The sequence below is a fragment of the Legionella tunisiensis genome, from assembly GCF_000308315.1.
Lineage (GTDB): Bacteria > Pseudomonadota > Gammaproteobacteria > Legionellales > Legionellaceae > Tatlockia > Tatlockia tunisiensis.
Map to the genome: position 1 here is coordinate 15,883 of NZ_CALJ01000004.1, position 17,161 is coordinate 33,043.

A 17,161-nucleotide genomic window follows, 5' to 3' on the forward strand; every position below is an offset into this window, starting at 1 on the left:
GCATTGTACAATGTCAATCAGATTGGGCAAACTAGGAAATAGTGAAAATGTCTTGGCTGCCATTTTTGGAGAAACAAGGATGAAAGTAACTTTAATTGGTTTAGGGAAAATGGGTTCTGCTTTAGCACAAAGACTTTTAGCTGCCAATTTTGAATTAACTGTTTTTAATCGCACCAGGGAAAAGATGCAGCCACTGCTCGCTATGGGGGCCCAAGGAGCCAGCAGCATCGAAGAGGCAGTAACAGGCAAAGACGTCATCATAACGTCTCTTTTGGATGATAATACAGTACTGCAAACCGTAGATGGATTTGTTCATTTCATGCAACCAGGAGCAATTCACCTGGGAACTTCAACCATTTTACCGGAAACCTCAAAAAAATTGACTGATTTACATGATCAGCACGGACTCATCTATATTGCTGGCAACGTATTAGGAGTCCCCAAAGCGGCTGCAAGAGGCGAGCTTACCACCATTACAGCAGGAAAAACCGAAGCAATTGAACAGTGTCGCCCCGTATTTAATGCTTATTCAACTAAAATCATCCATGTGGGAACAATGCCTTATCAAGCCAATGTCGTTAAAATATGTATGAATTATCTGCTCGCTTCAACCATTGAAACCATGGGCGAGCTTTATACCTTTGCCGAAAAAAGCCAAGTCGATACAGGGATCTTGAATTCTTTATTTCATAGTGTTTTCGCCCATCCAGCCTTCCAGCTTTATGTGGATAAAATTAAAGAACGTAATTTTGATGATGTAAATTTTGATTTAAAGGGCGGCTTTAAAGACTTGAGTTTATTCCAACAAGCCTTAACCAACGCTCAGGTTGTCCCTCATATCGCCAATATTATTAAAGATAAATTTATTATTGCCCTGGCCCACCACCTGGAAGAAAAAGACTGGAGCGCAGTCACTGAAATTACCCGCCTGCAAGCTAACATGCTTAAATAATTTCAGTGCATACCCGGGTCTGTTGATACAGCTCCCGGGTTGCCATGCAGAAAATCAAACATGAACTATAATTAAAAATGCTACGCACTCTTGATTGAGTCTCCCGACTTTTTTGCTTTTTATTACAACAATAAAGAGCAAACTATATTTAGAGATGAAGGATCATCATCATGTTAACGAACAATGAAATTATTGCCCCTATCTTCAATATCGGTGAAGAAGATGAACAAGATCTTTGGGGAGCAGATAAAACTATTTGGTTTAAAAACTATCTACTAAAGAGCTACAAGAGCTTGTTAATGTAGAGCACTATCAATTAAAAGATATCGCTCAAGGCGGTATAGGGAATTGTTATTTTTTGGCTGCTCTTAGTTCCATAGTAGACAGAGATCCTGATTTATTAAAAAACATGATCACACTAGGTAAAGACAAAGAAGGAAATCTGCGTGTCAATGTAACGCTTTACGCGGAAGATGGCTCGCCCCGCATTTACTCTATGCCTCCCACAGTGACACGAGGTTATACCGTAGGGACCGTAAATTATCATAAAAAGCCCTGGGTTGAGATCCTGGAAAAAGCGTATACATTTCATCGCTTGACCCATTTAAAAAGCAAACCAACTCAAGAGGAGTTTGACCGCGTCCAACTTTTATTAAAGCAAGATGAAAGTGATTGGAGCGAAGAAGATAGTCAACTGATCAAACGATATAGAGAAACTCGTGAATACCTGGCCTCTCTTTCTTCTGGCTCACCAGCGGAAGTATTCAAAACCTTGCTAGGCACACCAGCTACTCGTGAAAAGCTAGGGCAACCTTCCCTTATAGTGGATGCCTTTTGCTTAATGAACGATGTCTATGATGTCATAGAAGATGAACGCCAATTGCGAAACTTAAAACTTTCCATCAAAGAATGTTTTCGCAACTCATTCGGCTTTGAAGAACTTAACGAAGACTGGTTAGAACAAAAAGCACTGCAATTAGTCTCCGGTTTTAAAGACAGGAAACGCCTCAGTCCTAGAAGAAAAATGTATTGTCATGAGTTAGAGCCTATCGTCGAATGGCTCGAGTTCTGTGTGAATGAACTGAAACAAATGTCTACAGAAAAACTACCGGAACAATGTCAACTTGGTGAGCAGACTTTAAACTCACTGAGGCTCTTTCTACAACAAAATAATTTCCCTGTTAAATCCCCGTTATCACTGAAAGAATTTCACATTGTTTTTCTATTAAATAATCTTCTGGCCAATAATCAGCTCATCACTATTTCGACAGGGCCTCGTAAAGATTATCAAAATCACTCCCTATCCCAGGTCATTTCGATGTCAGAAGAGTCTGGACATAGTTATCAGTGCCTGGGACTATGGTTAGAAGGGGATGAATTATTTCTCCATCTTCGTAATCCTTGGGGAAAAGGCCAAATCGATTACAGACGTGATTTGGGTGGTGTACTATTGCGGAATAAAAATGGAGAATTAATGCCTTTTATTATCCCTGAGAAGAAAAAACATTCTTCTTTTATGAGTTTTTTGAAGGATTGGTTATCAGTGAAGTTGATGATATGGAGGAGCCCGTTCGCATGAATTTATTTGTGACTTTAAGTGATGAAAAAATGCAGGAACAGCGGGAATCAGGTGGCGTTTTTACCTTAGTTTACAGGATGTTGCACGCTATTTTACGGATGTGGACTTCACAAATGGATTAGAGGGATTTCCATACTCAGAAACAGCACAACAAAAAATTAGCTTCCAACAATAGGAAAACAAACTACAGGCCTGCCAAGAGGCTCCTAAGCAAAACATAGCCGATTGCTCCTACTGTATTGACTTTTTTGATGGTCTCAACTCGAAAAAGTCAGAAGCACGTTATGAGGGCAATCCTTAAAATAAAAGAATTAGATACCTAGATGGTTGAAAACAAAAATATTCATTAAGGTCAAAAATAATACTATAATTTATAGCGCGATGCTTGCATGTTTTTGCCACGAAATGTTTTCAAAAAGAACACATTTTGTAAAAAACTTAATAATGCCTTAATAAATTTCTGGTAAAACTATGTGAAAGATAAAAAATCAAATTGTAGATAAAGTGTAGTGAGGGCATCATGCCAAAAACGAAAATTAGTCTTAAGAAACATGCAGTTTTTGATAAATTGGACAATGACATTGTCGTTTCTTTTCAAGAATATGACTTCAATTTAAATCAGCTTAAGACAGAATTTTCGTCTCTATTTCAACTATTTCTTTCTAATAAAGAGCGTTTGAAAAACGATAGCGAACTTGTTGCATACCTCTCCTATGTTTGCAATTTAATGATTGAATACTACAACCTGGATTATGTAGGTGAAGATTTAAACGATCTCTCAAAAAGAGAGAGCAACTTGATGCTTTTATTAAAGAAAATTTCAGCAAAGGCGAGCAGGCCAGAATTACCAAATTCTCTACTTTTGTAGTATCTGGAGCGGTCAGTAATCTTAAAGATTATGCTTCTGCCTTTGTGAGCACCTCGAAATTACGCGAACATATTTCTTCTCTAAACACCAATCGAACTCATTGGAATTACAGCCGTGCTTTAGCAAGTTCTGCGATTCTCTATCTACAAAACATTGGTTTTCCTGAGTTTATAAAAAGCTTGAATGCTAAACTGGGTAATACCTACACGCCGGATGAGTTTGTTAGTCTCTTAGATCAATCACGAGAAACGCTGCGTGCCTTGAGTGTTGGAATCTATGGGCTGCGCTTGATGATTAATTTGGTCACCATGACTAAACACATTATTCAAGCTACAGCAAATGATAAATTATCTGCAGAGAAAGTTGCCGTACAGGAAATAGAAAAACGCGGTTTCACTATGTTGAATGATGCCGTTTGGGGGACAGCCAATCTGTTGACCAACTATAATGACTATTTTCAAATTTCAGCAGCGACAGCGTCACAGCTCACTGTCGCCTTCCTCGCATTTGATATTGCCTTACTCGTAGGACGTTGGTCTTATGAAGCCTATCAATATCAGAATCGTGTACTGGAATTAAATGCGCAAATAAAAAACTGCTAACACACCATTTGAGAAAGCAGTTATTCAGCGCCAAATTGATGTATTGAATGACGAATGGCAAGCCCAATGTGCTTACTACCTATTTAATATTACTGCAGCGACCATCCTGATTGTTGGTTTCACTGCCGCCCTAACCTTTACTGGCCCTGCTGCGGTAGCTGGTCTGGCGCTATTCAGTATGCTGGGTAATGCCATGTATAACACCGCTGATGAATATAAGAAATATAAGCAAGCTAGTATTGCCGTGGAACGTGAGAATGCGAATGCTGAGAATGGCGATGCGCTTACGCATCACCAAAAATTAATAAAAGAACTAAATGACGATGCCAGTCAAGCATATACCGACTTTTGGAAAACTCTGGCGTTCAACACGGGTGGAACTGCATTTATCGTTACTGCTGCTGTCATTTCTTGGCCTGTAGCTCTTGGGCTAACTATAGGATATATGCTTTATCGCTCGAATAATAATTATCAAAACCAATTAGGCGGCAACGATAAAAAACAAGAAGAACCACGCGATATATATCGCCTGTTTACTCCTAAGGGTAAGGGTAGCCAAGACGCCGTTCCTGCCAAATCTGTATCAGAGAATAGCGTATCAGTAGTAGTTGATAGTAGTAACAAGCCTATCTAATCAACAAATTCAGCAATCTTGTAAAAACTTAATGCCGGGTTAGGTGAAGTCCTAACCCGAGTTATTTCAGTGCACAGCTATTCATTGCTTTACTCATTGGGAGGCAAAGCCAGCCGCTGACCAAAACCTCATCGACATGCGCTGAGATTACAATCACTCATGTACGACCGTTTAGGGGATTGCTACGAATCAAAGGCAGTAACGCCTCATCTGACTTATCGGTAGGTCCAATCGAGCACAATACAATTGAAAAATTTAATGATTTCAGAGAGTCACCGCCGAAGCTCATCAAACGGTAAGGAGGCATAAACAGCACTGACAGCTAATCTATTTTCGGGAATTTAACAATAAAGTGAGTATATTTCCCAAGCTCTCCCTGACAATAGATAGAACCTCCTGCTGCCTCGACGAGACGCTTGCTACAAGCGAGCCCTATCCCTGTCCCACCTTTCCTTTCAGAATAAAAAGGCTCGAAGATGATTTTCGTTTTTCGGGAGAAATTCCTTTGGCAGTATCTCTAATGTGCAAATAATTAAAATCATCATCCTTACTTCCCTCTGATATCCAAATCGATATTTCTCCTTTACCTACTTCTTCAATCAACTCAAAGCTATTTTTTAATATATTCCAGAAAAGATTCCTAAAAACCATGTCAGCAACCCATACCGAATAATCACAAGCCAGATCCAGCTGAATAAGCTCGTGCTGACCTTTTTTAAATGGATACTCCTCCAAAGCTTGTTTAAGTAATTCTTTAATGGGGTAAATAACAAATTTGCGTGTATCAAATTGGTCACTTTGAATATTACTTAATTGAATACTAATAAGCTGATTAATACTCTCAATGCCACGCTCAATGATATGAATACTATCATTTAAGCGCTTTTTCACCTCAGGGTTTCTAATTTTTTCAATTTCACCTTCTTGCAGTTGGGTCTGTAAGTAGACGCTCGCTAGTGGTGTTCGCAAATCATGAGCCAAACTCCCTGCTAAAAGGCGAATCCCAGAAACCTTGGCATGAATTACTTCGCGCTCTCTGGCAAACAAGGTACCGATCACAATCGCCGTAGCAAAAGTCATGGCCAGCTCAAAGAAAGAAGGATTATTCGGAACATAATAGATTGAACTGTTAGAACCACATAAATAACAAAAAAGCGCTACTCCACTACCAAGCAATAGCAGAATAAGCGAATCCAGCGCACTTGCAACAAGGAAAAGAAAAAAGTGGCAGAGATACCATTCATTAGCCAGAATGTTGCGCCATGATGAAGTAAGGTCAGATAGGTAAAAAAGAAGGGCAGACAAAACGCTAAAGTCAGATACCAGACAACGGGAAGAAATTTCTGGTATTGGAGTAGCCAAAATTTATGTAGTGATAAGATAGTACAAAGAACTGTTGCTATTAATCTTAGGATAATTTCTTGATTGGAAACAGGATTTTCTAAATGTCCCAACAACCCAAAAAGCGGGAAGTTAATCATCATAACCACGCCAAACAAGGTGATCTGATGGCTAGGTTCAACTGTTTTCTCTTTAAAATAACTATATAAAGGATAGGCCATTTGCACTCCCAAAAAACTGATAGTTACTTAATCTAATGGGTTTCTATTAACCAGAAGTTAATGGCAACATCGCTCCTGACTATCAAAAACTCGGCCAATTGATTGGCAGATTTTTCATTACATAAGAAAATAGTACTTAATTTGAACAGAAAAGACTAGGGGGACAAATCCCCCTAGATCTGTTCATAAATAGATCATTTTGGTATAATGAAGCTAACATGTACTTGTATATCGTTGCCTTATGAAAACTGAAGAACCACTTCTCTTAAACCACTTAGAAAATTTATTTGAATTAACCTCTGCTAACGTTTATTCAAAGGACACCAAAGGATGTTATCTAAGCAGCAATCAAGCGATGTTAAAGGTTAATAATATACGATCAGAGCAGGAAATCATTGGAGCAACTGATTATGATCTCTTGTGGAAAGAACGAGCCTCCGTTCTAATACAGAATGATCAAGAGGTGATTCAAACCAATAAAGCAAAAACTTATATTGAATCAGTTCGGTTAAATAGCAAGATATTACAATGTTATATCAGCCACAAAACACCTCTACGGACCTCATTAGGTAAAGTTATTGGCGTTTTCGGCCTTTCTTTTTACTTGAAAATGAACATTCTTTAATAAATACCGTCAATGAAATGAGTGCTCTAACCAATTCCAGCCTTTGCGAGCAAATACAGGTCGTTGGAACCCAACCATTCACTAGAGGAAGTCATTTAACCAAGCGCCAAATGGATTGCCTTTATCATTTGGTTAAGGGCATGACAATCAAACAAATTGCCAATACTTTGAATTTATCACCTAAAACGGTTGAACATTATCTTGATGCCGTGAAAGTAAAATTAAAGTGCCGCAACCGTGCTGAATTGATTACGGTAGCCTTGCAAATGCCAGCCATCAGAGAACAATTATAATATGAGATCCTACAGCTTACTCCCCTAAGGTTTGGTAATCAGTTCAAGCAAATGAGCATTAGGATCTTCACCATGAACGCCACAACCCCCATCATGATGAGCAACGCAGCAAAATCGTTATCCGATAGCTGGTTTTCTATCGCCTTGAGCGACAGGGGCTTTTAGAATATAGCCCAAAATTTAATTCTTTTAATTTCAACCTGCTCCACCTCGTTGGCAATAAATAAGGTGGAATGGGAAAGCAAGGGATAAAAAACGATGACAAAAATGCATAAAAATGAGGTAGATATAGACGAGGCTCTTGTCCATACTCTGCTTAAAGAGCAATGCCCTCATTGGGATAATTTGCCTCTCGAAGCTATTTTATCAAGTGGTACAGACAATGCCTTATTTCGTTTAGGCAGTGACTATGTTATTCGTCTTCCCCGTATCGATTGGGCTACTAAAAGTATCCATAAAGAATACGAATGGATTCCCAAGATTGCTCAATATCTGCATTTACCTATTTCTGTGCCTTTGTTTAAAGGCGATCCTTGTCAATCCTATCCCTGGTCTTGGCTCATCACTCAATGGAATGATGGTCATAATCCATCTTTTGAAAAAAAGGACGAATATGAATTACTGGCTAAAGAGTTAGCTGACTTCTTAAACGAGCTACATGAAATAAAATTGGCTGATGGCCCTCTTTCCAGGCGTGGAGTACCTTTAAAAGAGCTGAATGAAGACACAAGGCAAGCGATAAGCGAATTAGAAGGTGAGATTAATATCCAATCTGTAACCTCTTTATGGCATCGGCTATCCAATTCCCCCGCATGGCATCAAGCACCCGTATGGATACATGGGGATTTTCTGCCAGGCAATATTTTGGTAGAAAACAATCGTCTAACCGCAGTGATTGATTTTTCTGATGTGGGCATCGGCGATCCTGCTTGTGATTTAGTGATCGCCTGGAGTTTACTGAATTCACATTCAAGAAACGTTTTTAGAAAGAATTTGAAAAATATTGATGACAACACATGGGAAAGAGGCCGGGGCTGGGCCCTATCAATTGCTCTAATCATGCTGCCCTATTATAAGAACTCCAACCCTGTTTTAGCCTCCTTGGCAAGACGAATGATAGAAAATGTAGTAGATAATTAAACCCGATAAATGATAGACATCGAATAATTGAGCAGTCGTTATTCAGATAACTCTCTGAAATTAAATTGAATTTATAAATACCAAAAAGACTGTTTCTGCATCAAACATTATTTATCTTCAACAAAATCTTAAAAAATAGTCAGGACCATTTAAAATATCTCTTTAAATTTAATGGAGCAGTTGACATGTACGGTAGAGTGGGCAGTTTTTTTGAAAATAATTTTCCCCCCGAACAAGCAAGAAATATTCTGGCCTCTATTGCCAGGCTTGGCCTGACTGTACCACAGCCATCATCAATACGAGGTTGTTTAAAAAATAATACCCCGGATACTCAGCTTTGTTACAACCAAGTTAATTTAACAGACCAGAGAGAGCTTGACGAAACTATTCAAAGTCTCGTTTATGATGAAAAAGAAGGTTTCTGGGCCATTGCTAGCGAACGTCATTTCGACAAAGTGAGATTACCTACGTATCAAGTGTCAGAAGCGTTAATAAATTCGGTGGTTTTTCTATTTTCACGAGAAGGACAATTATACAGTCAAGGAGGTCATCCAGACATAGCCGTTAATTGCTGGCCTAATATGCGCCTCTGTGGGATACCAACTAGAGAAGAAGACGCGTCTTACTTCAGTGAAGTTAGAGTACCGGGAAAAAACTATGCTGTGCCCCCCTCAGAAATGAAAGCGATCTTGACTCCCTTGCATTTGGTGGAGTTTGTGAAGGAATTTTTTCCTGGAACTATGGTTATTCCCGTGACCTTGCTGGAAAAAACACTGACTGAAGACCCTATTGAATTATTTGTAACAGGTAAATCTGCTAAAAACCAAACAGTAATAGGACCCAATTTTGCTCGAGCCCTCCATATTGCCTTAGCAGCCTTCCCCAACCTTAACCAATTTGGTGTGCATTTAACTCGATTACCTATGGTCTATCAACCTGATTTATCCCTCACACTGGAAAAAAATCATGAAATCTATAAGAAAAGATGGGATACGATTACCCTGCGTTTATCCAATCTACGTCCTAATCAGCTAGACGCTTTGCAAGAACTTCATGGTGTAAGGCTTGTAAAAGAAGCACGTAACGTGGGAACTTATTTATGTTATTGCTCCCCACAGCAAAAAGAAGCTGTCGGTGAATGTTTGAAACAAGAGCCTGTATCAAACACAGGCCAAGCTAAACCCTAGTAGACGTCATTAACTTTTCTTTACAATATTGTAAACAAATTGACGTTTGAGAAACAATTAGTTACCTTTGTTTGGGAATATCACTCGTTAAGGTCAAACCAGAGATGACCAAACAAAGGAGCGCCAATGTTAATCAAGTTAATGCGTAACGTACGCCGATTCCAAGCGAATCTCTCTGAAAGGATGCAGGTTATCTTTGAACAATTAAGTAAAGGTCAATCCCCAGGTATCCTTTTCATTACCTGTATAGACTCTCGTGTTATCCCCAGCCTGATAACCCAATCCCAACCCGGAGAATTATTGATCCATCGCAATGCAGGAAATATTATTCCCCCCTATCCTAATAAGTCTAGCGAAGCCGCTACGCTTGAATATGCATTAACAGTACTCCAGGTAGAAGACATCATTATTTGCGGGCATTCTGACTGTGGTGCAATGAAAGGCCTGTTATCACCAACGCTTGAAAGCGATTTACCCTTAGTCTCTTCCTGGATTCGTAATTCACACTCCGTACTCAAAGAGATTGGGACAGAAACTGACAAAGAGGATTTCTCCCGAAAAGTACAGATGACCATTAAAAAGAATGTGTTAGCACAAATTAACCATTTAAAAACCTATCCTCTTGTTGCTGAAAGGCTTGCCTCTAAGCAACTAACACTTCATGGATGGGTTTATGACATTGAAACAGCCGAAGTGTTTGTCTATGAATCCAAGCAGAATGATTTTATTAAGTTGGAAAAGGCCCTTCGGCTTGCCATTGAAGACAGAAGAGACAGCATTGTGAAAACGATTGCCATGAATTATCTGGCACAATTTACTCACCCTCAAACTGCTAAGGACTACCGTGCTTTAATGCATTTGTTTTCGTTAATAGAAAAGGACTTAACTGCTATTTGGGGTCCAATTAGAAGACAAGTTTCACATAGTCTCTGGACTGAACTAGGTGAACTGTATACTGGTCCAACCGATCCTGAATTTAGCGCCATGGTTAAACGTGGTGTCCATGCTAAATTGGATAATTTAAAGGATTTTCAACAAAATATTCAGGAGTCTGCAGGTTATCATCAATATTGTAGTCAACTCATTCGCCATACCCTATTTGGAAAATCTGCCCCACTACCCAAATTACCTATAGTCATTCCCAGTCATGGGCATAATTTTTTCTTTGATCGCATATAACGTGCACCGGTAGAAATAGGCACCGGATTTTATGAGCCCTCCAGGGGAATTACTTGGCAAAATCGGTGCTATTTCTCCTGGAAAAAAATCAAACAATTTCTAGTTTAACCTTACAGTTAAGCGGAGCAAATATGGTATGATCTGGGGCTTAATACAAACATTGTTGTGACCAATGAAAATAAAGGTTCTCTTTTATAGTTTGCTCGTTAGTACTCAGGCTGTTGCTGCCCCTCGTTTTGTCCCTGCAGAACCATTACCCGCCAAGTATTACGAGATTAATGGACCAGCCCTCTGTGCAACAGCGAAAGAAACCTTAGCCTATTTAAATAAAGGCAATCACTACGATCCTCAGGTCATCCATGAAGGTAAGGTTTTTAAACTGCCCCTTGCACGGGTCAAAGCCACCTTAACATTTATTTGCCAACACCAAAATGAGCTGCAGGATCCTGCTTTTGTTAAAAAGCACTTTGATTTCATTCGCTGGTATCCAGACAGCAAACAAGCCAAAACGCTTCGAGCCAAACCGCTAATCGCCGGGTTACCCAAAGATAAAATTTTAATGACGACATATTACGTCCACCGCGCCAACGTATCTAGTACGCCCAGCTCAACTTATCCTTTTGCACTCTATGCACTTCCAAAAGATGAAGAAACGCTCACCCTTGAAGCAGCCAATGCCAACCCTGAACTGATTCGTTTTCACTACGGCAAACAAGCTATCTTAAAAGGCGCTTTAGCAAATAAGAACGTTCCCGTGCTCGCTTATTTAAATCGAGATGACTTGGAAGCCGCCTTAATGCAAGGTACAGTCGTTGCTGATTTTGGCGACCATAAACAGACAAAAATCTTTAATGTTAATCGCAACAACAATGTTCCTTATGATAAAGCCCAAAACCCGTATGAGCAGGAGCGCTACTGGTATTTTAAACCAGTACACGGGATCAAAGGTTATGGTAAAGATGCTGAGTATAAAATTACTGTTAATAGCGGCGTTACCTTTGCAGCCGATCTTGAGCAATTTGGCCTGGGAAAACTGCTGATGGTGCAATATCCCGACCAGACCGGACAAATGAGGACACGAGCAGGTATTCTTGCTGATACTGGCGGTGCATTTCAAAATAACCTCTATCAAGTCGATTTTTTAACAGGCAGCTATGCCGGAAAAGAGGCTTTCTATCAAGCAAACCGTCATTTACCCAATTATGTGACAGCTTACTTCATGGTGTTAAAAGCATAATATGAAAATTTGTATATCTTTCTTATTTTTTATGAGCTCTCTGGTACATGCCTTTTCTTGCCATGATGCGCAGATCATTCATAAAGCGCCAATTCAATTTGATAAAGAGCGTATTGCTTTAACCCAGCAATATCAATTAACCCATTATGGAATTAACACGCAATCAATTGAAATTGAACCCAAAATGATTGTATTGCATTGGACCTGTATACCAACACTCAAAGCAACCTTGCGTATATTTCATCCACCTACTTTCCCTCAAAGCTCACCACGCATAAAAGAATTGCCTGGCAACTTAAATGTCTCCAGTCATTTTGTTGTTGATCGCGACGGAAGCATTTATCAACTGATGCCTGAAAATTGGATGGCGAGACATGTCATTGGTTTAAACCATTACGCAATTGGTATTGAAAATATTGGAGGAGTAGACAGCAAAGACGACTTAACCGATGCGCAAGTGAGAGCGAATGCATTTTTAGTTTGTTATTTAAAAAGAAATACCCGGAAATAACGCATGTTATTGGCCATAACGAGTATTTAAGTTTTAAAAATACGCCGCTGTGGCTTGAGCGTGATCCAAATTACCAAACCGATAAAAACGACCCCGGGCCCGTTTTTGTTAGCGAGGTTATGCAGTTAGTCCGCCAGGGATAGGTGCTCATTTTGTTTGGCTGACAATTGTTTGATAAGCTCCACTCGCGTTGCCAGATCAGCAATTTCAGCAGCGGTTAAGAGTGTTGCGATGGCCGCCCACTTTTCTATCAATTTATTGGGTACAGCATCCGCAATATCGCTAATAAAATATTCTTTATCATCCGGATTTAAAACCGCGAATAGGGTTTGTAGCATGCCAACAATTTCTTCAGCGGTCATTGCTTGATATACGGGATAATCAATAGATTCGAGCTCTTCTTTACTGCACAGACGGGCCAGCTCCGGCATTAATAGTGTTTCTTCCTTGTGAAGATGTTCTAAATTCTCTCCAATAAATTGTCTATAACTCAAATAGAAATGGTATCCACCCTCAATTTTCTCTCTATCAGAGTGCATTTCCGTGATAGCAGCCAGTTTCACTTTAAGAGCATTAAAAACAGCCTCATGATTTTGGTGATCGGCCTCTACGTCCTGAAAAGCAGTGCTATTATGTTTTTTTAATAACCCATGAATTTTTTCATCTTCATGCTTAGCATGAAAACCAAGCAAGTTAACCAGGTTATTCAGATCGCTCGCAATTTCTTGTACCTGTTGTGAATCACGAAAATCAGTTTTGCCAATTTTGTGATCAAGCTCATTCATCACAAGGGTGATATATTTATGCTCTCTGTATAGACGTCTTTCTGGACGTTGATAAAGACTGTAATGAAGTTGCATCGGAATTCCTTGTGGTAAACATCAGGTCTTTCGGTTGCTGCGATTTTAACAGAAGGACCTAAATGTCATAAGCACGATAAGGTAATGTTCTCTATGCCCTGTGCTTTCTACGCGGAATCTGGCCAGGGTTCATTTAATCTGGACTTAATTACTTTTTATCTGGGATTCCGGCTTAGTACTTTTGCTTATAGAGTTGGGCAAAAACAAGGTCGCTTTTGTTGCTTCCTCACCGTTTAAATATCGTTTCCAGTCGTGATTAATTTTTCTAACTTTTCATTGAGAATTTTTCTCGTACCGAAAATGATGAGTTGAAGAGTACATCGTTTGTTAATAGATTCAGTTCTACTATTTTTGATTTAGTCGATTAATCTCCAACTGTTTCTCTTGCATTTTTACTTCCAGTATCGAAACGCGATGATGGGCAATCCAGGTTGCACCTATGGATACTGTAAACGCTAACACCAAGACTAACACATCCAATCCAGTCATATTAGAAACGCTGCTTCCTTTTCCATCTTTACCTTTTGACATGATATTCTCCTAATAATCAGCCAAGTGTTGAGAGCTCATATTTATGGACTTGACGCAGGTGGGGAGGGTGTAGTTTCTTGTTGCGTTGGTGGTATGGCCGTCTCAGGAAATAATAAAAACAGGAGTCCCACAATGACCAATAAAATGATAATAATTGACAGTTTATTCATAGTAATCCCTTACTTTAAAGAAGGATAATCTCCTAGCCCCCCTTTCTTTTTCCTTAATTATAACCTAGTGTAGGTATTTGGTTTAAAATTAAACATAACTTATTTATTTTACTAGCATTAATTTTCGTTTAGCTAACGACAATGAGAGAAGGAAGATCACTTTAAGGAACATTTATGACCTCACTACAGCGTTTCGTATGCGAACATCCTTATTTTAGTATGCTGGTATTTGCGGCTATTGGCTTTCTTCTACGCGGAATGAGACGACTAAATATCAAGACTGTGCGAATAGCAATAACAGAACTGGAATTGGCTTTGGAAGATGAAGATATTGAAAGAGCAAAACACGTCCTGCAACGATTAAAATCAGGCTTTGGTATCTAGTTATACCTCGTAAAAAGCAAACTCCTTTTTGCTATACTCTAAACAAACGATTAGTTTTGCGACTTGTTTGCTTCTTTTTTGGCTACGAGACCAGGACAAAATAGTAGAAGGACTCATCGTGAAAAACAATCGATTCCTGCGACTGATCTTCATAATACTGCTTGCGTTTCCTTCTCTTAATTATGCTGACAATAACGATGTGGCGGCATGGACACAACAGGTTCTTCTTTCTACTCTATCGATTGATTATACAGTGACCCCTGATGATTTCGCTGTTTTAAGGCAAAATTATATGCCCACAGCCTGGACAGCCTTGCAAGAGTTTGTTGGTGATCAAGTCAATGTTATACGTGCCGAGAAGTTAACCCTGCATCCTGTCGCCTTGGGCCCTGCTACAGTTGTTAACTCGGGCCTCGCTTTTAACATCCATTATTGGCGAGTAAATCAATCCATCGCTATTCCAGAATTAAATATGACTATTGATTTTTCCGTGATTGTTATCAAAGCAAACTCTCCGCCTTTTTTAATTCAGGATATGACTATGATCAGGCACGACACCTAAGGTGTGGAAAATGCAAGGAAGAAAAGTTCACCTCCTTGCAAGATTCTATCATTAAGGCGTCAGTACCAAAGTATCCTCTTCATACGTAACGACTAGAATATCTTTCGGATCCTGAGGATTCACCCAGGCTCTTTTATTGATTGTAGCTTGTTCTCTAAACTCAACAAGCCACATCCCATCTTCCTGACTAACATACTCTACTAGCAGACTTATACTCTCACTCTTATACATGTCAGCATAGAGCGCCAGATCTTGTTTATAATAATCGCCCAAAGACTGCTTTATAAGATCTTTCACTGTTTTCAATTCACTCGCTGAAAGCTCTGTAATGCTAAAATATGGCTTAAACCCTATATATAATTTTATACTCATAATATCCCATCAAAAAATGGCAAATCTTGCCAAGCTAATAAAAACGAGCTAACACGTCTAAAGTTTTAACTCAGGTTCTGCACTCGTTATTTTAAAATAATGTTTATCCAATACATCAATTTCAAGAAAAATTTGTAATTGCAACTTGTTAAGCGATGCAGAAAAATATTGTCTTAACACAGCAATTAATTTCTCACCCACTTTTTGCAAAGTATCATCACTGCGACCAGTCAATACGGTCAAGTTAACAAGAATAAATGCATGTTGTGGTTGTCCATCAGCAATATAATAATCCTTGCATTCTACTGCTCTGCTTTTGCAATTACCTAATCGTGCGGGCAGATCTTGCGACAAAACAGTATGGAGCAATGGAAACACAGCATTGATCTTATCTTTTTCAATAACATTGGCACTATATTCTAAAAGCAATTGCGGCATACAACTCCCTCCTCTGTTTTACCGAGCTTTATACCCGATTTCAGTTCTTCAGGACATATAGTTACTTTAAATTTTTCATCACCTAAAAATAAATATCTGGCCATAGTGGAATTTTCAAAATTATCTGATAGAATCATCTCGCTTGTCCTTATAATTCATTGTGAATAACTTTTCTTCGTTCGTTGCAACCCGTCATGTTCTGAAAACCAATTTCCTCATATTTCCTTGATTTAAAAGCATTTTCTGCTTTTACTCACAATAGTTCCATAAATTTTTATCCACAAATTCTGTGGATAATTCTGTGTATTAACTGCTTGAAACCCCTTGGTAGCTATGCTAAAGATGATATACTCTTGCCATGTTGACTAAAGCCACCATTTAGAATGCGTTCCTTACCGAATTTCATCATCAGTGTTCTATTGATTTTATTTGCCAGTTTTGTCCGTGCTGAGGGCAACCTAAAAGAATTTGAACAAAATTAAGCGACTCGGTTATCACGACAAAAATTACTGCCAAATTTACTAAAAACCGTGATCTGAATCCCTTGAAAATTTATGTCTCAACGAAAGATGGGGTTGTCACCTTACGCGGCCATGTCAAAAATAGACAAGCCTTTGTAGATGCCCTTCGGCTTGCCAAGGTAACCACCGGTGTAAAAGCCGTTGAAACTGATGAGTTGGTTATCAAACAGGTCAACACAGCGTTTACTGATGCTTATATTACTGCCAAAGTCGAAGCAGCTATTTTACGAGCTAAGGTATTTGATGATGAATCAATTCCTTTAGTCGGTATTAATGCAACGACTACGAATGGTACCGTCACCCTGTCTGGACATTTAAAGCAAAAAAATCCATTGTCGCGATAATAAAGCGTGTCAATGCCGTACGAGGCGTAAAGAAAATAGTTTCTAACTTACAGGTTGTGAACAAGGAAGCTTAATGAAGGACTTCACTCGTTTTAAATTTTTCCTCTGGTATTTTGGCCATTTTCAAGTTCCTTTAATCGGCCACTTGAAACCTAAATTAATCGCCCTCGATGAGAAAAAAATTGTTGCTAAAAATAGCGTTAAGAAGACGCAGTAAGAACCATCTTAACTCCATGTATTTTGGCGCCTTGGCAGTGGGAGCTGATCTTGCTGGCGGCTTACATAGCTTCTATCATGCAAAGCGTGCCAATTTGAACGTATCCGTTGCGTTCAAATCGTTTCAGGCCCAATTTCTTCGCCGACCTGAGTCTGATGTTTATTTCGTCTGTGAAGAAGGAGAGCAGGTGAAAGAGATGCTCCTGGAATCCAAAAAACCGGAGAACGGGTAAATAAACCGATACAAATCAGGGCCTTTACTGATTATCTTAAAAACCCCGAAGAAGTTGCTACCTTTAGTCTGGAGTTATCAGTTAAGGTATTAAATTAGGATTTGTTTATATTCCTAACTATGCTGGTGCTTAGGGTTTGATTGTCTGCACTGCGATGCTCG

24 protein-coding genes and 2 pseudogenes are annotated in these 17,161 nt (G+C 39.2%); 18 read left to right on the plus strand and 8 right to left on the minus strand.

Going from position 1 to position 17,161, the window contains the following annotated elements:
• Positions 1-79: 79 nt before the first annotated feature.
• The 7 genes from BN58_RS00240 (at position 80) to BN58_RS27800 (ending at position 4,635) form a co-directional block, all read left to right on the plus strand.
• Entirely contained in the window at positions 80-952 is an 873-nt protein-coding gene (locus BN58_RS00240; protein WP_026069153.1) for an NAD(P)-dependent oxidoreductase, read from the plus strand.
• 170 nt (positions 953-1,122) lie between these two features.
• Positions 1,123-1,257, plus strand: coding sequence for a hypothetical protein (locus BN58_RS35645; protein WP_019215114.1), 135 nt, complete (start codon positions 1,123-1,125; stop codon positions 1,255-1,257).
• 35 nt (positions 1,258-1,292) lie between these two features.
• Complete coding sequence (locus BN58_RS00250; protein WP_232220217.1) at positions 1,293-2,531, plus strand: calpain family cysteine peptidase; 1,239 nt, start codon at positions 1,293-1,295, stop codon at positions 2,529-2,531.
• The gene (locus tag BN58_RS35650; RefSeq protein ID WP_019215116.1) at positions 2,528-2,653 is read left to right on the plus strand and encodes a hypothetical protein; all 126 of its coding nucleotides are present in this window, start codon (positions 2,528-2,530) and stop codon (positions 2,651-2,653) included. The genes BN58_RS00250 and BN58_RS35650 overlap by 4 nt, the downstream gene beginning before the upstream one ends.
• A gap of 398 nt (positions 2,654-3,051) precedes the next feature.
• Positions 3,052-3,399, plus strand: coding sequence for a hypothetical protein (locus tag BN58_RS27790; protein WP_019215117.1), 348 nt, complete (start codon positions 3,052-3,054; stop codon positions 3,397-3,399).
• Between the two features lie 44 nt (positions 3,400-3,443).
• Positions 3,444-4,001, plus strand: a complete 558-nt coding sequence (locus tag BN58_RS27795) for a hypothetical protein (RefSeq protein WP_051131814.1) — start codon at positions 3,444-3,446, stop codon at positions 3,999-4,001.
• 43 nt (positions 4,002-4,044) lie between these two features.
• Positions 4,045-4,635, plus strand: a complete 591-nt coding sequence (locus BN58_RS27800; RefSeq protein ID WP_051131815.1) for a hypothetical protein — start codon at positions 4,045-4,047, stop codon at positions 4,633-4,635.
• Between the two features lie 322 nt (positions 4,636-4,957).
• Here the strand turns inward: BN58_RS27800 and BN58_RS32200 are convergent, their stop codons facing one another.
• From BN58_RS32200 to BN58_RS32210, 3 genes are all read right to left on the minus strand, one after another.
• Entirely contained in the window at positions 4,958-5,116 is a 159-nt protein-coding gene (locus tag BN58_RS32200) for an ATP-binding protein (protein ID WP_332247901.1), read from the minus strand.
• Entirely contained in the window at positions 5,068-5,715 is a 648-nt protein-coding gene (locus tag BN58_RS32205) for a sensor histidine kinase (protein ID WP_232220213.1), read from the minus strand. Before BN58_RS32205 ends, BN58_RS32200 begins: the two co-directional genes overlap by 49 nt.
• A 77-nt stretch (positions 5,716-5,792) precedes the next feature.
• Positions 5,793-6,197, minus strand: a complete 405-nt coding sequence (locus BN58_RS32210) for a hypothetical protein (protein ID WP_232220214.1) — start codon at positions 6,195-6,197, stop codon at positions 5,793-5,795.
• A 241-nt stretch (positions 6,198-6,438) separates the two neighbouring features.
• On the opposite strand from BN58_RS32210, the gene BN58_RS27805 reads away from it, so the two are divergent.
• The 7 genes and pseudogenes from BN58_RS27805 to BN58_RS20715 all read left to right on the plus strand — a co-directional run bounded on the left by BN58_RS27805 (position 6,439) and on the right by BN58_RS20715 (position 12,512).
• On the plus strand, positions 6,439-6,822 hold the full coding sequence (locus BN58_RS27805) for a PAS domain-containing protein (protein ID WP_019215118.1): 384 nt from the start codon (positions 6,439-6,441) through the stop codon (positions 6,820-6,822).
• 17 nt (positions 6,823-6,839) lie between these two features.
• Complete coding sequence (locus BN58_RS27810) at positions 6,840-7,115, plus strand: response regulator transcription factor (RefSeq protein WP_019215119.1); 276 nt, start codon at positions 6,840-6,842, stop codon at positions 7,113-7,115.
• A gap of 258 nt (positions 7,116-7,373) precedes the next feature.
• The gene (locus BN58_RS00280) at positions 7,374-8,255 is read left to right on the plus strand and encodes an aminoglycoside phosphotransferase family protein (RefSeq protein ID WP_019215120.1); all 882 of its coding nucleotides are present in this window, start codon (positions 7,374-7,376) and stop codon (positions 8,253-8,255) included.
• Positions 8,256-8,440: 185 nt separating this feature from the next.
• Positions 8,441-9,442, plus strand: a complete 1,002-nt coding sequence (locus BN58_RS00285; RefSeq protein ID WP_019215121.1) for a hypothetical protein — start codon at positions 8,441-8,443, stop codon at positions 9,440-9,442.
• 126 nt (positions 9,443-9,568) lie between these two features.
• On the plus strand, positions 9,569-10,621 hold the full coding sequence (locus BN58_RS00290; RefSeq protein WP_019215122.1) for a carbonic anhydrase: 1,053 nt from the start codon (positions 9,569-9,571) through the stop codon (positions 10,619-10,621).
• Between the two features lie 172 nt (positions 10,622-10,793).
• Positions 10,794-11,858: an MltA domain-containing protein gene (locus tag BN58_RS00295; RefSeq protein WP_019215123.1), complete on the plus strand. Its 1,065-nt coding sequence runs from the start codon at positions 10,794-10,796 to the stop codon at positions 11,856-11,858.
• A gap of 1 nt (position 11,859) precedes the next feature.
• Positions 11,860-12,512, plus strand: a pseudogene (locus tag BN58_RS20715) (N-acetylmuramoyl-L-alanine amidase).
• Here BN58_RS20715 and BN58_RS00305 read toward each other — a convergent pair.
• The 3 genes from BN58_RS00305 to BN58_RS35655 all read right to left on the minus strand — a co-directional run bounded on the left by BN58_RS00305 (position 12,495) and on the right by BN58_RS35655 (position 13,930).
• Positions 12,495-13,229, minus strand: coding sequence for a hemerythrin domain-containing protein (locus BN58_RS00305; protein ID WP_019215125.1), 735 nt, complete (start codon positions 13,227-13,229; stop codon positions 12,495-12,497). The pseudogene BN58_RS20715 and the gene BN58_RS00305 overlap by 18 nt on opposite strands.
• Before the next feature lie 345 nt (positions 13,230-13,574).
• Positions 13,575-13,760 carry a hypothetical protein gene (locus tag BN58_RS00310; RefSeq protein ID WP_019215126.1) on the minus strand — a complete coding sequence of 62 codons (186 nt, stop codon included), beginning with the start codon at positions 13,758-13,760 and terminating at the stop codon, positions 13,575-13,577.
• A 41-nt stretch (positions 13,761-13,801) separates the two neighbouring features.
• Entirely contained in the window at positions 13,802-13,930 is a 129-nt protein-coding gene (locus BN58_RS35655; RefSeq protein WP_019215127.1) for a hypothetical protein, read from the minus strand.
• Positions 13,931-14,104: 174 nt separating this feature from the next.
• On the opposite strand from BN58_RS35655, the gene BN58_RS00320 reads away from it, so the two are divergent.
• Both BN58_RS00320 and BN58_RS00325 read left to right on the plus strand, forming a co-directional pair.
• Positions 14,105-14,314, plus strand: coding sequence for a hypothetical protein (locus tag BN58_RS00320; RefSeq protein ID WP_019215128.1), 210 nt, complete (start codon positions 14,105-14,107; stop codon positions 14,312-14,314).
• 118 nt (positions 14,315-14,432) lie between these two features.
• Entirely contained in the window at positions 14,433-14,876 is a 444-nt protein-coding gene (locus BN58_RS00325) for a hypothetical protein (RefSeq protein WP_040915939.1), read from the plus strand.
• Between the two features lie 51 nt (positions 14,877-14,927).
• Here the strand turns inward: BN58_RS00325 and BN58_RS00330 are convergent, their stop codons facing one another.
• Positions 14,928-15,248: a hypothetical protein gene (locus tag BN58_RS00330; protein ID WP_019215130.1), complete on the minus strand. Its 321-nt coding sequence runs from the start codon at positions 15,246-15,248 to the stop codon at positions 14,928-14,930.
• A 57-nt stretch (positions 15,249-15,305) separates the two neighbouring features.
• Positions 15,306-15,686 (minus strand): 5-carboxymethyl-2-hydroxymuconate Delta-isomerase, encoded by a 381-nt coding sequence (locus BN58_RS00335; protein ID WP_019215131.1) that lies wholly within the window; start codon positions 15,684-15,686, stop codon positions 15,306-15,308.
• Between the two features lie 535 nt (positions 15,687-16,221).
• Here BN58_RS00335 and BN58_RS32215 point away from each other — a divergent pair.
• Both BN58_RS32215 and BN58_RS20725 read left to right on the plus strand, forming a co-directional pair.
• A complete protein-coding gene (locus BN58_RS32215; protein WP_232220219.1) occupies positions 16,222-16,551 on the plus strand; it encodes a BON domain-containing protein in 330 nt (109 codons plus the stop codon).
• Between the two features lie 73 nt (positions 16,552-16,624).
• Positions 16,625-17,098 (plus strand): annotated as a pseudogene (locus tag BN58_RS20725) (PaaI family thioesterase).
• The last annotated feature ends 63 nt before the right edge of the window (positions 17,099-17,161 follow it).

Coding starts and splice junctions, on each gene's coding strand:
- BN58_RS00240 (WP_026069153.1), top strand. CDS start 80: ATGAAAGTAACTTTAATTGGTTTAGGGAAAATGGGTTCTGCTTTAGCA.
- BN58_RS35645 (WP_019215114.1), top strand. CDS start 1,123: ATGTTAACGAACAATGAAATTATTGCCCCTATCTTCAATATCGGTGAA.
- BN58_RS35650 (WP_019215116.1), top strand. CDS start 2,528: ATGAATTTATTTGTGACTTTAAGTGATGAAAAAATGCAGGAACAGCGG.
- BN58_RS27790 (WP_019215117.1), top strand. CDS start 3,052: ATGCCAAAAACGAAAATTAGTCTTAAGAAACATGCAGTTTTTGATAAA.
- BN58_RS32205 (WP_232220213.1), bottom strand. CDS start 5,715: ATGACTTTTGCTACGGCGATTGTGATCGGTACCTTGTTTGCCAGAGAG.
- BN58_RS32210 (WP_232220214.1), bottom strand. CDS start 6,197: ATGGCCTATCCTTTATATAGTTATTTTAAAGAGAAAACAGTTGAACCT.
- BN58_RS27805 (WP_019215118.1), top strand. CDS start 6,439: ATGAAAACTGAAGAACCACTTCTCTTAAACCACTTAGAAAATTTATTT.
- BN58_RS27810 (WP_019215119.1), top strand. CDS start 6,840: ATGAGTGCTCTAACCAATTCCAGCCTTTGCGAGCAAATACAGGTCGTT.
- BN58_RS00280 (WP_019215120.1), top strand. CDS start 7,374: ATGACAAAAATGCATAAAAATGAGGTAGATATAGACGAGGCTCTTGTC.
- BN58_RS00285 (WP_019215121.1), top strand. CDS start 8,441: ATGTACGGTAGAGTGGGCAGTTTTTTTGAAAATAATTTTCCCCCCGAA.
- BN58_RS00290 (WP_019215122.1), top strand. CDS start 9,569: ATGTTAATCAAGTTAATGCGTAACGTACGCCGATTCCAAGCGAATCTC.
- BN58_RS00295 (WP_019215123.1), top strand. CDS start 10,794: ATGAAAATAAAGGTTCTCTTTTATAGTTTGCTCGTTAGTACTCAGGCT.
- BN58_RS00305 (WP_019215125.1), bottom strand. CDS start 13,229: ATGCAACTTCATTACAGTCTTTATCAACGTCCAGAAAGACGTCTATAC.
- BN58_RS00310 (WP_019215126.1), bottom strand. CDS start 13,760: ATGTCAAAAGGTAAAGATGGAAAAGGAAGCAGCGTTTCTAATATGACT.
- BN58_RS35655 (WP_019215127.1), bottom strand. CDS start 13,930: ATGAATAAACTGTCAATTATTATCATTTTATTGGTCATTGTGGGACTC.
- BN58_RS00320 (WP_019215128.1), top strand. CDS start 14,105: ATGACCTCACTACAGCGTTTCGTATGCGAACATCCTTATTTTAGTATG.
- BN58_RS00330 (WP_019215130.1), bottom strand. CDS start 15,248: ATGAGTATAAAATTATATATAGGGTTTAAGCCATATTTTAGCATTACA.
- BN58_RS00335 (WP_019215131.1), bottom strand. CDS start 15,686: ATGCCGCAATTGCTTTTAGAATATAGTGCCAATGTTATTGAAAAAGAT.